The following is a 14,041-nucleotide window of genomic DNA, read 5'->3' as shown; positions in this document are numbered from 1 at the left end:
GACCGTCGACGTCCGCGGCCTGATGTGAGGTGACCGCTGGGTTGGACCACCACCAGGTTAGTCGACCCTAACCTGACGGGTGACGCTCGCCCCCTCGAAAGGACACGATGGCCGACCACGCCCGCGCCCCTGGACGCCGGCTGCTGCGGGAGCTGTTCCGCCGCCGCCGTCGCGTGCTCGTCACCGGCCTGCTCTGCGCCCTGGCCGGGCAGCTCGGCTACCTGGCCACGCCCGCGCTCGTGCAGCGCGCCGTCGACGACGGGCTGGAGGCCGGCGCGCCGGGCCGCACCGCCGGGTGGGCCCTGGCCGTCGCCGGGCTGGCGCTGGTGGTGCTGGCCGGCGGCGCGCTGGGCGAGCGGCTGACCCGGCACGCGGCCAACGCGACGGCGCTGGACCTGCGCGAGCGGCTGCTGGCGCGCGCCGGCGCCGCCGACGGCGCGGTGACCGCCCGGTTCGACCGCGGCGACCTCGCCTCGCGAGCCGAGCGCGACGTGCTCGCCGTCGCCGACTGGGTCGACAAGCTCACCTACTGGACGCTGGCGCTGAGCACGATCGTCGTCGTGGTGCCGGCGGTGGCGACGCTGCACCCGCGGCTGCTCGTCGTCACGGCGATCATGGCGCCCCTGGTGATCGTCACCCAGCTGATCTTCCCGCCGCGGTTCGCGGCCGCGGCCGAGCGGCTGGCCGGGGCACACGCCCGCCGGGCCGGCGCCGTCGAGGAGCTGCTGTCCGCCGCCGGTGCGGTGCGCGGGCTGGGCGGCACCGGCCGGCTGGTCCGGCGGCACGGTTCCGCCAGTGGCGAGGTGACGGTGCACACGCTGGCGCTGGCCCGGGTGGCCGCGTGGTGGGCGGCGGTGCCGCCGTCGGTGCCGCGGCTGGCGATCGCGGCCGGGTTGTTGACGGGCGGGCTGGCCGTGCTGGACGGCGGGCTGAGCATCGGCGGGCTGATCGCCTACACGTCGTGGATGACGATGCTGACCATCGCGCTGAGCTTCCTGGTGCTGCTGGTGTCGAACCGGCGGGAGGCTGAGGTGTCGGGCACCCGGATCGCCGAGGTGCTCGGCACGCCCGGCCCTGCCTGGCTGGGTGCGGGTGTGGACGCGAACGGTTCGCTGGGCGTAGGTATGACCCGCCCCTCTAGGGAGGGTGCCCACCCTACGGGCGGGCACCGACAGAGTCCGCCGACGCCGAACGGTGCCGTTGTGCCGGGCTCGGGCGGGCCGGCCGGCCTGCCCGAGCGGGGCGAGTTGCTGCTGGACGGCCTGTCCGCGCGCACCGGGAGCGGCGGCGAGCTGGCCGGCCTGCCGGAGCGGGGTGAGCTGGTGCTGGACGGCCTGTCCGCGCGCACCGGGAGCGGCGGCGAGCCGACCGCGCCGCTGCGGCTCACCGCGGCGCCGGGGGAGCTGGTGGTGCTGCGGGGTCCGGTCGGCTCCGGCAAGTCGTCGCTGCTGCGGGTGGTCGCCCGGCTGGACGAGCCCGCGTCCGGCGTCGTCCGGTTCGGCGGGGCCGACCTCGCCCGCGTCGACCGCACCGCGTGGTGGGCGCTGATCGGCTACGTGCCGCAGCGGCCGCTGGTGCTCACCGGCACCGTCGCGGACAACGTCAGGCTCGGCCGCGACGCGAGTGACGACGAGGTGGCGTGGGCCGGGCGGATCGCTGGCGCCGAGGGGTTCGTCCGCGCGCTCCCGGCCGGGTACGAGACGGCCGTCGGTGAGCGCGGGACGACGCTGTCCGGCGGGCAGGTGCAGCGGCTGGCGCTGGCCCGCGCGCTGCTCGGCCGGCCGCGCGTGCTGCTGCTGGACGACGTCACGTCCGCGATCGACGTCGGCACCGAGCGGGCGATCCTGGACCGGCTGCGGGCCGAGCTGCCGGACACCGCGGTCCTCGCCGTATCGCACCGGACGCAGCTGCGCGACCGCGCCGACCGCGTCGTCGACCTCCTCACCCCGGCGACCGCACCGGCCACCGTGGGGAGCGTCGATGGCTGAGGCGCCCGTCCTGGAGGAGGCGCCGTCCACCCGCGGCGTGTACCGGCGCTTCGCCGCCGTGGCCCGGCCGTACCGGCGGGAGGCGCTGCTCGCGCTGGCGGTCAGCGTGCTCAGCGCCGGCGCGCTGGTGTCGATGGCGCCGATCATCGGCCGGGCGATCGACGAGCTGGTGCAGCGGTCGCGGTCCGGGCTGTTCACCGCCGTCGCGGTGCTGGCGGTGGTGGTCGTCGCGCGGATCTTCCTGCTGCGCACGTCCGAGGTGCTGCTGACCCGCACCGGCGAGCGGGTGGTGCGCGACCTGCGCGACAGCGCGGTGGCCCGCATCGCGACGGCGCCACTGCGGTTCATCGAGTCGCACCGGGTCGGCGACCTGCTGCAGCGGACCACCGGCGAGGTCGCGACCGTCACCGACTTCGTCCGCCAGCAGCTGCCCGACGTCGTGAACCTGTCGCTGTCGCTGCTGCTCACGCTGGCGGTGCTGGTGTCGTACGCGCCGCTGCTGACGCTGATCACGCTGGCGGTGACGATGCCGGCGACCTGGCTGGCGATCCGCTGGTTCCGGCGCGACGCGACGGACGTGTACGGACGGGTGGCGGCGGGCCGGGCGGGCATCGCCGCGACGTTCACCGAGACGCTGGCCGGGCGCGAGACGCTGCACCTCACCGGCGGCATGCCGGAGCGGCGGCGCCGGTTCGCCGCCCAGAACGCCGACCTGCGCACCGCCGAGGACCACACCGTCGACGTCGAGTTGCGGCTGCGGCTGATCGGCTTCCTGGAGGGCCTCTCGGTGGCCGTGCTGCTGGTGGCCGGCGCCTGGCTGGCGGGGCAGGACCGGGTGACGATCGGCACGGTCGCGGTGTTCGTGCTGGCGACGGCGAACCTGTTCGAGGGCGTCCTGCGGCTGTCGCAGGTCCTCGGCGAGCTGCAGGCGACCGCCGTCAGCCTGGCCCGGCTGCTGGACCTGCTGGACCGGACGGCGGACCGCTCACCGGCCGAAGGCGCCGCCCTGCCCGCGGCCGGCGACCTGACGGTGCGCGGCGTGCGCTACGCCTACCGCGCCGGGACCGACGTGCTGGACGGCGTCGACGTGACGTTCCCGCACGGCGCGCACGTGGTGATCGCCGGGCCGACCGGGTCGGGCAAGAGCACGTTGGTGAAGCTGGCCAGCGGGCTGTACCGGCCGGACGCGGGGACGGTCGCGTTCGGCGGCGTCGACCTCGCGACGGCGACCGAGGCGCAGGTGCGCCGGCGGATCGTGCTGGTCCCGCAGCAGGTGCACCTGGTCAGCGGCACGCTCGCGGACAACCTCGCGCTGGTGCCGCACGAGCCCACCCGCGAGGAGCTGCTGGACGCCGTCGACCGGCTCGGGCTGACGACGTGGCTGGCCGGGCTGCCGGCCGGGCTGGACACCGTCGTCGGGCCGTACGGGTCGGCGCTGTCGGCGGGGGAGCAGCAGCTGGTCGGCATCGTCCGGGCCGCGCTGGTGGACCCGGCGGTGCTGATCCTCGACGAGGCCACGGCCGACCTCGACCCTGGAGTCGCGGCCGGCATCGAGACCGCCGTCGACCGGGTCCGGGCCGGGCGGACGCTGATCCTGGTGGCGCACCGGCCGGAGACGATCGCCCGGCACGCCGACGTCGTCCGGGTGGAGGACGGGGTGGTGTCCGTCAGCTGACGTGCGGGTGGAACAGCACCGGGTGCAGCAGCTCGGCCAGTTCCTCGACGGTGTCCAGCGGCCGGCCGAAGTCCAGCCGCACCCACCGCCGCCGCGGCCGCCCGGTGTCGACGGTGAACCCGTACCGGTCCAGCCGGGCCGCCCGCGGCCGCTCGGCGTCGACACCGGCGGACGCCAGCGCGGCACGGAACCACGGTTCCAGCTCGTCGCGGTGGTGGTCGGCGAGGTCGAGGAGCAGGTCGCGTTCGGCCTCGTGCAGCGGGTCGGGCCCGGCGGCGGCGTACGCGGCGACGTCCAGCGGGCCACCGCCGCCGTCGGTGAGCAGATGGACGCCGGTGACGTCGAGCCGGTAGAGGACGGCGTCGGTGCCGACGCCCAGCAGGCTGGGCAGCGGGTTGGACGCGGCGAACTCCAGCGCCGCCGCGGTGCTCGCGTCGGGGTCGACGGGGTGCAGCCGTCCGCTGGCCCGAGCCTGGCCGAGGCTGGGCGCGTCCGCCGACGGCGGCACGTCGTCGACCCGCAGGACGCCGCCGGGAGCGGCCGGCCCACGCGAGCGCAGCGTCGCACGCAGCCCGCCGGCCGCCGGGACCAGCAGCAACGGCCGACCGGCGCGGTCGGTGCCGTGCCGCACGGGCAACGGCACCGTGACGTCGTCGAGGAACAGCAGGCCGGGCAGCCGCCCGCGCAGCAGCGTCCGGGCCCGCTCGGCCGGCGTCGGGGAGCACATGTCCACCTCCGGTTCGCGATGAGGAAAGGCTAACCTAACCCCATGCGTGCCAGATTGACGATGATCAGGTGACAAGTCCGCCCGCTACGCCGCGTCCACGTCACCTGATCGTTTCGCGTCCACCCGCTGGAGATGATCAGGTGACGAAACGCCCAGCGTTGCGGTCGAGCGCCGCGCTCAGCCCATCGTGGCGAGGAACACGAAGAACACGACGAGGGCGGCGACGAGGCCGAGCACGCCACCGGTGAGCGCGCGGGCGCCGTCGTCGGCCAGTCCTTTCTCAGCGCGGTCCCACCCGATGAACCCGAGCGCCATGGCGACGACGGCGGCGGGGGCGGCGACGAACTCGCCGACGAACGGCACGAACGCGAAGACCAGGGCCAGCACGCCGGTGAACAGCGCCGGCCCGCCGAGGCCACGGGGACGGGGCTTGGTTGCCGGGTCGCCTTCCATGGCGGACAGTTTTTCACGACGTGGGCGGCGGCCGAGCGTTCACGAAACGGTCACCGCCGTGTCGTCGAGCGGATCGGGCTGGAGCCGGGCACCGCCGACGCGTGGATCGTCACCGCGCGCAGCCCGGGCGACCCCGTCTTTCGCCGTTTACGCTGGTCATGGGATCGCACGTGGTATGCTCCGAGCAGCTGTGATCGTTGATCCATCGAACGTTGCGGGATGCGCCGCTGCCCGGTCGTCGGGCGTTCAGCGTTGACGTAGTTGTCCCCTCACGCACGGTCGGCTTCGCACGGGTCCACCGCCTCGACCCGTCGTCGTCCCCGGGCTCGCAGCCGCGGTCGTCGCCGGCCGCGTCCTGTTCGGCCCGGCACAGACCGACTCCTTGGGCGGTACACGCGTTGATCTCCTTCATCTGGTCTCCGGGCAACCCGCTGCCCGCCGGCACCGGCGGCTCCGAGAACTACACCGTCGGCCAGGTCCGCGAGCTGAATCGGCGCGGCGTAGCGGCCCAGGTCGTGACCGTCGGCCTGGGCGCCGCCGACGGCCGCGACGAGTTCACCGACATCCCGTTCCTGGCCCTGGCGACGCTGGCCGAGGTCGGCGACCTCGACGGCACCGTCGTCTTCGTCAACGAGCCGCATCCCGTGGCGACGCGGACGCCGTCGTTCCTGATCCTGCACAACCCGCCGCCCATCCGGGAACGCGAGTGGGCCTTCGCCGTCGACGGCACCCGCGACCGTACCCTCATCGCCACCAGCCGTTACGCCGCCGAGCTCTGGTCGCGCTTCCTCGACGTCGACGTCGCGACCATCAGCGTCGTGTACCCGTTCGCGGAGCCGTGCTTCGCCGCGCAGCCCCGGCCGGCCAACCCCGGCGGGTCCACCCGGGTGCTCTACGCCGGTCGGCTGAGCCCCGAGAAAGGCATCTACACCCTGCTGTCGACCCTGCACGTCGACATCATCGACCAGGACGTCGATCTCGACTTCATGGCGACGACCGCCGGCGCCGACAAGCCGCAGGGCAAGATCATCGAGCGGCTGCTCGACGCGCATCCGCGGATCTCCGTCGTGCCCACCCGCAAGACGCCGGACAGCATGGCGGCGCTGATGGCCGAGCACGACATCGTCGTGATGCCGTCCAACAGCCAGTACTGGCACGAGACCTTCGGCATCGTCTCCATCGAGGCCCAGCACGCCGGCTGCCGGGTCGTCGCCTCCGACGACGGCGGCCTGCCCGAGACCGACTGCGGCGGCGTGACCCTGGTCGAGCCCGACGACGCCGAGGCGCTCGCCTGGGGCATCCGGGCGGCCATCGCGGCCGGCCCACTCTCCGAGGCCGCCCGCCGGGACGCCGGCTCGAGGTTCACCGTCGGGCAGTCGGTGGACACGTTGCTGAGCGTCCTCGCCCGGCCGCGGCCGATCCCGCCCGCGGCCATCGTCCGGCAGCTCGAAGACCTGATCGCCGCACCGTCGGACGCGTCTCGGGACCGAGCCGGTGCTCTCGCGGGCTCAGCGGTAGCCGGCGGCGAGTGACGTCAGCACCGTCAGCATCGCGGCCGCCGCCGGGGTGCGCCGATCGCGGGGCGCGACGGCGGCCAGCAGGCGGCGGCGCGGGAGGGCGGGGGAGGTGGGCCGCAGGACGACGTCCGGACGGACCGCCGCGGCGGCCAGCGTCGAGATGACGGTGACGCCCATGCCCGCCGCGACCAGCGCCTGCTTGCCGGTCCAGTCGTCGCAGACGAAGCCGACGCGCGGCGGCCCGCCGAGGGCGCGGGTCAGCGGCGTGAGCGGGCCGAGGCAGTCCGGGTGGCCGCCCTCGATCCAGGTCTCGGCGCGTAGGTCGCGCAGCGCGACGGTGGGGCGCCCGGCGAGGCGGTGCCCGGCCGGCAGCGCCACCCGGTGCTCCTCGTCCAGCAGCGGCACCAGCTCGACGCCGCCGCCGGGCCGGTCCCAGTCGGTGACCAGCGCGATGTCGACGGCGCCGGAGCGCACGTCGTCGGGGCCGCCGCGGACCAGCCCGACCTCGACGCCGGGGTGCGCCTCGCTGAACCGGCGGATCGCCGCCGGCACGAACGCGGTGTTCGCGCTCGGGAACGCCGACAGCCGGACGTGCCCGCCGCGCACCTGCGCGTACGCGCCCAGCCGGGCCTCCAGCGCGGCCAGCCGGTCGAGGATCTCCCGCGCCTCGCCGATGGCCAGCTCGCCGGCCGCCGTCGGGACGACGCCGCGCGGGCGCCGGTGGAACAGGCGGACGCCGGCCCGGCGCTCGAGGGCGGCGATCTGCCGCGAGACGGCCGGCTGGGTCATCGTCAGCGCGGCGGCGGCGGAGGAGAACGAGCCGCGCTCGGCCACCTCGGCCAGCACGCGCAGCGACCACGTGTCGAGCATGCGCGGAGCGTATACCTGACCTACTGGACCCGCAGTGGTGCTCATGGCTTCGCGGCCGCATCGTGGGGGCATGGACTTCCTCGCCACCCACCTGCCGCCCCCGCCCGCCCGCGTCCTCGACGTGGGCTGCGGCGACGGGCTCCTGGCCGACGTACTGCGCGGGCGTGGCTACGACGTCACCGCCATCGACATCGACCCCGCGCTGGCCCGGCCCGGCGTGCTCACCGCCGACGTCTGCGAGTTCCGCGACGGCCCGTACGACGCCGTGCTGTTCGTGCTGTCACTGCACCACGTGCACGATCTCGGCCGCGCCGTCGACGCGGCCGCCGCGCTGCTGGCGCCGGGCGGCCGGCTGCTGGTCGACGAGTTCGCGCACGAGCGCGCCGGCACGGCCATCGCGGACCGCTTCTACGACGCGCCCGGCTCGCTCCCGCGCTGGCGGGCCGACCACCGCGACCTGCACACCGGCACGGCCATGGTCGACGCGATCGACGCGCGATTCGGCATCGTCCTGCTGGAGAGCGTCCCGTACCTGTACCGCTACCTCGAGGACGAGTCGCTGCGCGACGCGGAGTCCGTCCTCGGCCTGCAGCTCGCCGGCGTCAGAGAGCGTCGTCCGGCGTGACGGCGGGCCCACCGCGCCGCCCGTTCTGCAGACGCAGCGCGACGGTGGGGAAGATCAGCACCGACAGCATCCCGGCGGCGACGAGGGCGCTGGCCGTGCCGGCGCCGAGGACGTCCTCCTCACGCGCGATGTCGGTGATGACGACGATCAGCGGCAGCGCCGTCGCGGCCAGCAGGCCGAGGGCGACGGCCGGACGCGTCCCGAGCGCCGCGCGTTGCAGCGGGACCGTCGGCGCGCCGCGGACCAGCAGGAAGAACAGCAGGAACACCGGCACCAGGAGCAGCGTCGACGGATCGGCCACCAGCGCGTCCACGTCGAACCGGACGCCGCTCATGATGAAGAAGATCGGGATGAGGAACCCGAACCCGATGCCCTCCAGCCGGGACAGCACCTGTTCGGACTCGTGCGGGTCGCCGGCGTCGAGGAAGAGGTGGACGACGACTCCGGCCGCGAACGCACCGAGGACCGGGTCCAGTCCCAGCCCGTCGGCCAGGGCGAACATCGCGACGACGACGAACACGCACAGCCGCACGCCGACCTGGGCGCTGGTGCCGAGCGTGGCGGTGACCAGCCGGGCCAGGCGCGGGTGCCGGGGCTGGCGGGCCATCGCCGCGGCGGCGATCGCCACCAGCGCGAAGATCGCCAGGACCACCGTCGTGTGCGCGGGGCGCTCGCCGCTGAGGGCGAACGCGATGGCGAGGATGGGGAGGAACTCGCCCACCGCCCCGACGGCCAGGAACCTGGTACCGAACGCGGACTCCGCCAGCCCCTGGTCGCGCAGGATCGGCAGCAGCGTGCCCAGCGCCGTCGTCGTCAGCGCGAGCCCGACCACCAGGCCCGCGTCGGTGCCGGCGACGAGGAACCCGAGGCCCACGCCGAGCACGAGCGACGCGGCCCAGCCCCAGGCGGCGGCGCGCAGCGGGCCGCCGCGGATGCGCTGGAACTCGATCTCGTAGCCGGCCAGGAACATGAGGAAGGCCAGGCCGAGGTCGGACAGCGCGGAGACGACGTCGGTGTCGCGGACCCAGTCCAGCACCGCCGGCCCGATGAGGATGCCCAGCCCGATCTCGACCACGACCGGCGGGACGGCGACGAAGCGGGCCAGCCGGTCGGCCGCGAACGGTGCGAGCACCCCGGCCGCGCAGACCACGGTCAGCATCCAGAGCGTCTCACCCGACATCGCCACCTCCGGTACACGACCTGCGAGTCATGATCGCGCACCTCGGGCGGCGGTGTGGTGTGTTGTGGTCACCCGATCCGCTGGCGGAGCGGGCCGAGCAGCGCCTCGGCCCAGGGGGTGCCGCCCAGCCCGCCGACGTCGACGACGCGGGCCGCCTCGGCGACGCAGGCGTCGGCGCTGACGACGTCGCCGCCGGCGCGGTGCGCGTGCGCCAGCTCGGCCAGCGCCTCGCCGGTCGCCTGCACGTCGACCTGGTGCAGGGCGGCGAGCTGCTGCAGCGCCTCGGCAGCGGTGTCCCGGCTGTCGCGGCCGGCCAGCCGCTGGGCGCGCGCGAGCGCGACGGTCGCGCGGGCCACCAGCCGGGGCGAGCGCATCGTCCGGGCGGCCGCGATGGTGCGTTCGGCGGCGTCGACCGCGTCGACCGGCCGGCCCGCGGCGAGGTGCACCTGGATCTCGACGAACAGCAGCTGGTAGGCGGGGTGCGAGCCCGGCTCCGGCGTGTGCAGCCGGCGCGCCTCCGCGAGGGCGGTCTGGGCCGCGGCGGCGTCGCCGTGGCTGGCGAGGCATTCGGCGTAGGTGGCCTGGCAGCGGGCGCGCAGCGAGGCCGGCAGCGCGTCGGCGACCGCCATGCACTGGCGCATGTACTCGAGCGCTGCGACGTCGTCGCCGAACCGGCCGCGCAGGCGGGCGAGGTTGTTCAGCAGGGCGGCCTCGCCGTACCGGTCGCCGGTGCGCCGCCAGAACGCGATGGCCCGCGTCGCGGCCTCGTCGGCCTCCGCCAGCCGGCCGTGGTCGGCCAGACCGGAGGCGAGGTTGTGCCAGGCGCTGCCCACGAAGCGGTCGGCGACCGGTGGCAGCGGGGTGACGGTGACGGCGCGCAGCAGGTCCTCGGTGTCGTCGTATGAGCCGCAGCACTCGTCGAGCAGCAGGTCGAGGCTGGTGGCCAGTGCCGCGGCCTCGACCGCGCCGTCGGCGTGGCCCGACGTCAGGGCGTCGCGGGCCAGGCCGACGAGGAGCGCGCTGCGCGGGTGCACCCAGGCGTGGACGTCGTCGTGCCCGGCGAACACCACGCCGTCGGCCTCGATGGCGGCGACGATCGGGTGCATGGGCCGGTCGCCCGGCCGGAGCCGCTCGTTGGCGTGCGTGACGGACGAGATGGCCTGCTGCAGGACCCGTCGCAGGCCGGCCGGGTCGCGTCGCCCGGGCCGGTCGCGCAGGTAGCTGCCGATGAGGGCGTGCCAGGCGTAGCACTCGGGCGCGGACGGCTCCAGCAGCCGGAGGTCGCAGAGCTGTTCCAGCAGCTCGCGGGCCTCGGCTCGGCCGGCCTCCCACAGGGCGGCGGCGGTCTCGACGTCGACGAGGTCGACCGGCAGCGTGCCCAGCGCGCGGAACCGGGCGGCGGCCGGAGCGTCGAGGGTGCCGGTGGTGGCGTCGAGGGCGGCCTCGACGGAGCGGCCGTCCAGCCGCAGCTCCGCCAGCCGGCCGGGCCCGGCGAGGCGGTCGCGCAGGTGCGCCAGCGGCCAGACCGGCCGGGTGGCGAGCCGTCCGCCGACGATCAGCAGCGCCAGCGGCGAGCCGGCGCACGCCTCGACGATGGCGGCGGCGGCCTCTGGTTCCGCCGCCAGCCGGGCGGTGCCGATCAGCGTCGCCAGCAGGTCGTGGGACTCCGCGGCCGAGATGGCGTCGAGGTCGACCGACACGTTCGCCGGGACGGCCAGCCGCCGGCGCGTGGTGACGAGGACCGCACACTCGCCGGCGCCCGGCAGCAGCGCGGTGACCTGCTCGACCGAGTGCGCGTCGTCGATGACGACGAGCAGCCGGCGGCGCGCGCACATCGACCGGAACAGCGCCGCGCGGCTGGCCTGCGCGGACGGCAGCTCGTCGGCCGCGATGCCGAGGTCGCGCAGGAACGTCCCGAGGATGTCGCGCGCCGGGACCTCGGTGCCGCCGCGGGTGCCCTCGGCGAACAGCTGGCCGTCCGGGAACCGGGCCCGGGCCCGGTGCGCCGCCTCGACCGTCGTGGTCGTCTTGCCGACGCCGGCCGGACCGGACACGACGGCGACGCGGACGCGGTCGGCCGGGCGCTCCAGCAGCCGGGCCAGCGCCGTCAGCTCGCGCGGGCGGCCCACGAACGCCGGTGACCCGGCCGGCAGCTGGGCGGGCGGCTCGGACGCCGCCGTGGCGGGCGCCGCCGGTACGGCGTCGAGCAGCTCCGGGTCGCCGGCCAGCATCCGCTGGTGCAGCTGGGTCGCCTCGGCGCCCGGGTCGATGCCGAGGTCGTCGCGCAGCACCGAGACCAGGCGGGCGAACGTCGCCAGCGCCTCGCCCTGCTGGCCGGTGCGGTACAGCGCCAGCATCAGGTGGCACCAGGACCGCTCGCGCCACGGCTGCTCCGACGTCAGCCGCCGCAGCGACGCCACGAACACGTCGTCGAGGTCGCCGGCCCGCAGCCGCAGCTCGTCGCGCCGCTCGGCGACGCTGAGCACCTCGTCGAGCAGGGCCGGCCCTTCGACGGCGCCCAGCTGGCCGACCGGGAGCCCGGACAGCGGGTCGCCGGTCCACAGCTCCAGCGCCGCGCTCAGCGCCGCCCGATCGGTGGCCGCGGTGTCGGCGGCGGCGACGAGGAGGCGGAAGCGGTGGAGGTCGACCTGGTCGGGGTCGAGGTCCAGGCGCAGCCCGTCGCCGTGCGCGACGATCGCGTCGCGCCCCAGCGCGTCGCGCAGCCGCGACGCGTACGTCTGGATGGCCCGCCGCGGGCTGGCCGGCAGCTCCTCCGGCGACCACAGCAGCTCGGTGATCACGGCGTACGGCACCGGCGTGCTCAGCCGCAGCGCGAGCGCTGCGAGCAGCGCGGCAGGACGACGGGCCAGCGGTACGGGCTGCGTGCCCCGGAGCAGCTCGACCTGGCCCAGCAGTCGGATGAAGACCACCGGCTCGGGCACGGCGACGAGGCTACCGGCCGGAGCCGGCGGGCACGGCCGGCTCCGGCAGCGGGAACAGGGCGAAGAACCGGCGGGCGGCCTCGGTGTCGGGGTCGAGCCGCACGAGACCGGCCTCGACGGCGGCGCCGAGATCGTGGCCGCCCCAGATGACCTCGTTGAGGACGGTGCCGGCGGCGGTGACGGTGAGGTCGGCCGGCCCGGTGCCGCGCACGAGGCGGAACTCGTCCCCGCCCACGGTGGCGGTGAAGGCGTCGTCGTCGACGCGCAGCGCGTACGTGGCGTCGAGGCCGGCGGCCCGGCCGGGGGCGAAGAGGGTGCGCATGGCCAGCACCAGGGCGTCGACGCTGAGCGGGGCGTCGTGGTCGATGCCGGGGGACCGGCTGCCCCAGCGGCCGAGCGCGCGCACCACCGGCTCGAGCTCGCGGCCCCACGCGGTCAGGTCGTAGACCTGTGACGCGACCGGCGGGGGCAGGGTGTGGCGGCGGACCACGCCGGCGGCCTCGAGGTCGCGCAGCCGCTGGACGATGACGTTGGGCGCCGCGCCGGGCAGCCCGCGCCGTAGTCCGGTGAAGCGTTTCGGGCCGAGCAGCAGCTCGCGCACCACGAGCAACGCCCACCGCTCGCCGACGAGGTCGAGGGCGTGCGCGGCCGCGCAGCCGTCGGCGTAGGAGCGCTTGGTCGACACGCGTGGAGCCTAGCAGTCGAGTAGTGAATCGCAATCGAAGGGTTGTGATGTACAACCAGCGTCCGCCGCGCGACGTGACCGGCTGCTCGCGCTCCGGCGGCCGGCCGTGACGACTGGCCCGTTACCGGATCGTGACAGCCTTGTCGCAGAACTGCTGTTAACGTTCACAACCAGCATATTCCGGATGTTATCCAGCGGCGGGTCACATGGCCCGTTGCTGCGAGGGAGGGGCCTTGTGAACCTACGAGTCAAAGCCCTGGTCGGCGGCGCGCTGCTGGCCCTGACGGTGGCGGCGTGCGGCGGCGAGGGCGCGGGCGGCGGCACCGAGGAGTCCGCCCCTCCCGAGGACCGCACGATCGGCGTCTCGATGCCGACACAGACGTCGGAACGATGGATCGCCGACGGCGACTCGGTGCGCGAGCAGCTCGAGGAGCTGGGCTACCAGGTCGACCTGCAGTACGCCGGCGACGACATCCCGACGCAGTCGCAGCAGGTGGACCAGATGATCACGCAGGGCGCGGACGTCCTGATCATCGCCGCCATCGACGGGACGGCGCTGAGCAGCCAGCTGCAGGCGGCCGCCGACGCCGACATCCCCGTCATCGCCTACGACCGGCTGATCCGCGACAGCGAGAACGTCGACTTCTACGTCAGCTTCGACAACTACCGCGTCGGCGTCGCCCAGGCCGAGGCGCTGCTGACCGGGCTCGGGCTGCTGACGGCGGACGGGCAGCCGGGCGAGGCGACCGGCCCGTTCAACGTCGAGCTGTTCGCCGGGTCGCTGGACGACAACAACGCGCACTTCTTCTTCGACGGCGCGATGGACACGCTGCAGCCGTTCATCGACGACGGCTCGCTGGCGGTGAAATCCGGGCAGGCCGAGATCGAGCAGGTCGCGATCCTGCGCTGGCAGCAGGAGACCGCGCAGCGGCGCATGGAGGACCTGCTGACGTCCAGCTACAACGACGGCTCGCGGGTCGACGGTGTGCTGTCGCCGTACGACGGGCTGTCGCGCGGCATCATCACGGCCCTGCAGAACGCCGGCTACGGCGCGGCCGCCAGCCCGATGTCGGTGGTCACCGGGCAGGACGCGGAGATCGCGTCGGTGAAGCTGATCGACGACGGCGTGCAGAACTCCACCATCTTCAAGGACACCCGGCTGCTGGCCGAGCAGGCCGTCGCCGCGGCGGAGGCGTTCCTGGCCGGCGAGGAGCCGGAGGCCAACGACACCGAGACGTACGAGAACGGCGTCAAGGTGGTCCCGTCGTACCTGCTGCCGGTCGAGACCGTGTACGCCGACGACATCGCGCCGCTGCTCGTCGACTCCGGCTACTACACGGCCGAGGAGGTCGCCGCCGGCCAGACCGACTGAGGCCCCG

At 75.1% G+C, this 14,041-nt stretch carries 11 protein-coding genes; 5 read left to right on the top strand and 6 right to left on the bottom strand.

From position 1 onward, the window contains the following. Nucleotides 1-107: 107 nt before the first annotated feature. The gene (locus tag ACW62_RS03495; RefSeq protein WP_053202705.1) at nt 108-1,988 is read left to right on the top strand and encodes an ABC transporter ATP-binding protein; all 1,881 of its coding nucleotides are present in this window, start codon (nt 108-110) and stop codon (nt 1,986-1,988) included. Then, nucleotides 1,981-3,663, top strand: a complete 1,683-nt coding sequence (locus ACW62_RS03490) for an ABC transporter ATP-binding protein (RefSeq protein ID WP_053202704.1) — start codon at nt 1,981-1,983, stop codon at nt 3,661-3,663. The genes ACW62_RS03495 and ACW62_RS03490 overlap by 8 nt, the downstream gene beginning before the upstream one ends. On the opposite strand, the gene ACW62_RS03485 is transcribed toward ACW62_RS03490, so the two are convergent. Then, a complete protein-coding gene (locus ACW62_RS03485; protein ID WP_053202703.1) occupies nt 3,656-4,390 on the bottom strand; it encodes a hypothetical protein in 735 nt (244 codons plus the stop codon). The genes ACW62_RS03490 and ACW62_RS03485 overlap by 8 nt on opposite strands. Before the next feature lie 177 nt (nt 4,391-4,567). Further along, nucleotides 4,568-4,843, bottom strand: coding sequence for a hypothetical protein (locus tag ACW62_RS03480; RefSeq protein WP_053202702.1), 276 nt, complete (start codon nt 4,841-4,843; stop codon nt 4,568-4,570). Nucleotides 4,844-5,241: 398 nt separating this feature from the next. Here ACW62_RS03480 and ACW62_RS03475 point away from each other — a divergent pair, with 398 nt between their 5' ends. Continuing rightward, complete coding sequence (locus ACW62_RS03475; protein ID WP_053202701.1) at nt 5,242-6,375, top strand: glycosyltransferase family 4 protein; 1,134 nt, start codon at nt 5,242-5,244, stop codon at nt 6,373-6,375. Here ACW62_RS03475 and ACW62_RS03470 read toward each other — a convergent pair. Continuing rightward, a complete protein-coding gene (locus ACW62_RS03470; RefSeq protein ID WP_053202700.1) occupies nt 6,352-7,230 on the bottom strand; it encodes a LysR family transcriptional regulator in 879 nt (292 codons plus the stop codon). The genes ACW62_RS03475 and ACW62_RS03470 overlap by 24 nt on opposite strands. A gap of 70 nt (nt 7,231-7,300) precedes the next feature. On the opposite strand from ACW62_RS03470, the gene ACW62_RS03465 reads away from it, so the two are divergent. Then, entirely contained in the window at nt 7,301-7,855 is a 555-nt protein-coding gene (locus ACW62_RS03465; protein WP_053202699.1) for a class I SAM-dependent methyltransferase, read from the top strand. On the opposite strand, the gene ACW62_RS03460 is transcribed toward ACW62_RS03465, so the two are convergent. The 3 genes from ACW62_RS03460 to ACW62_RS03450 all read right to left on the bottom strand — a co-directional run bounded on the left by ACW62_RS03460 (nt 7,833) and on the right by ACW62_RS03450 (nt 12,662). Continuing rightward, nucleotides 7,833-9,035: a cation:proton antiporter gene (locus ACW62_RS03460; RefSeq protein ID WP_053203104.1), complete on the bottom strand. Its 1,203-nt coding sequence runs from the start codon at nt 9,033-9,035 to the stop codon at nt 7,833-7,835. The genes ACW62_RS03465 and ACW62_RS03460 overlap by 23 nt on opposite strands. A gap of 68 nt (nt 9,036-9,103) precedes the next feature. Then, nucleotides 9,104-11,977 carry an AfsR/SARP family transcriptional regulator gene (locus ACW62_RS03455; RefSeq protein ID WP_053202698.1) on the bottom strand — a complete coding sequence of 958 codons (2,874 nt, stop codon included), beginning with the start codon at nt 11,975-11,977 and terminating at the stop codon, nt 9,104-9,106. A 10-nt stretch (nt 11,978-11,987) separates the two neighbouring features. Further along, the gene (locus tag ACW62_RS03450; RefSeq protein ID WP_053202697.1) at nt 11,988-12,662 is read right to left on the bottom strand and encodes a winged helix-turn-helix transcriptional regulator; all 675 of its coding nucleotides are present in this window, start codon (nt 12,660-12,662) and stop codon (nt 11,988-11,990) included. A 235-nt stretch (nt 12,663-12,897) separates the two neighbouring features. On the opposite strand from ACW62_RS03450, the gene chvE reads away from it, so the two are divergent. Beyond that, nucleotides 12,898-14,034 carry a multiple monosaccharide ABC transporter substrate-binding protein gene (gene chvE, locus ACW62_RS03445; RefSeq protein ID WP_157574356.1) on the top strand — a complete coding sequence of 379 codons (1,137 nt, stop codon included), beginning with the start codon at nt 12,898-12,900 and terminating at the stop codon, nt 14,032-14,034. Nucleotides 14,035-14,041 lie beyond the last annotated feature (7 nt).

This window comes from Jiangella muralis (assembly GCF_001270745.1).
Classification (GTDB): domain Bacteria; phylum Actinomycetota; class Actinomycetes; order Jiangellales; family Jiangellaceae; genus Jiangella; species Jiangella muralis.
The sequence above is the reverse complement of the archived record's forward strand: the minus strand, read 5'-3'. Positions and strand labels throughout refer to the sequence as shown.

Coding starts and splice junctions, on each gene's coding strand:
- ACW62_RS03495 (WP_053202705.1), top strand. CDS start 108: ATGGCCGACCACGCCCGCGCCCCTGGACGCCGGCTGCTGCGGGAGCTG.
- ACW62_RS03490 (WP_053202704.1), top strand. CDS start 1,981: ATGGCTGAGGCGCCCGTCCTGGAGGAGGCGCCGTCCACCCGCGGCGTG.
- ACW62_RS03485 (WP_053202703.1), bottom strand. CDS start 4,390: ATGTGCTCCCCGACGCCGGCCGAGCGGGCCCGGACGCTGCTGCGCGGG.
- ACW62_RS03480 (WP_053202702.1), bottom strand. CDS start 4,843: ATGGAAGGCGACCCGGCAACCAAGCCCCGTCCCCGTGGCCTCGGCGGG.
- ACW62_RS03470 (WP_053202700.1), bottom strand. CDS start 7,230: ATGCTCGACACGTGGTCGCTGCGCGTGCTGGCCGAGGTGGCCGAGCGC.
- ACW62_RS03465 (WP_053202699.1), top strand. CDS start 7,301: ATGGACTTCCTCGCCACCCACCTGCCGCCCCCGCCCGCCCGCGTCCTC.
- ACW62_RS03460 (WP_053203104.1), bottom strand. CDS start 9,035: ATGTCGGGTGAGACGCTCTGGATGCTGACCGTGGTCTGCGCGGCCGGG.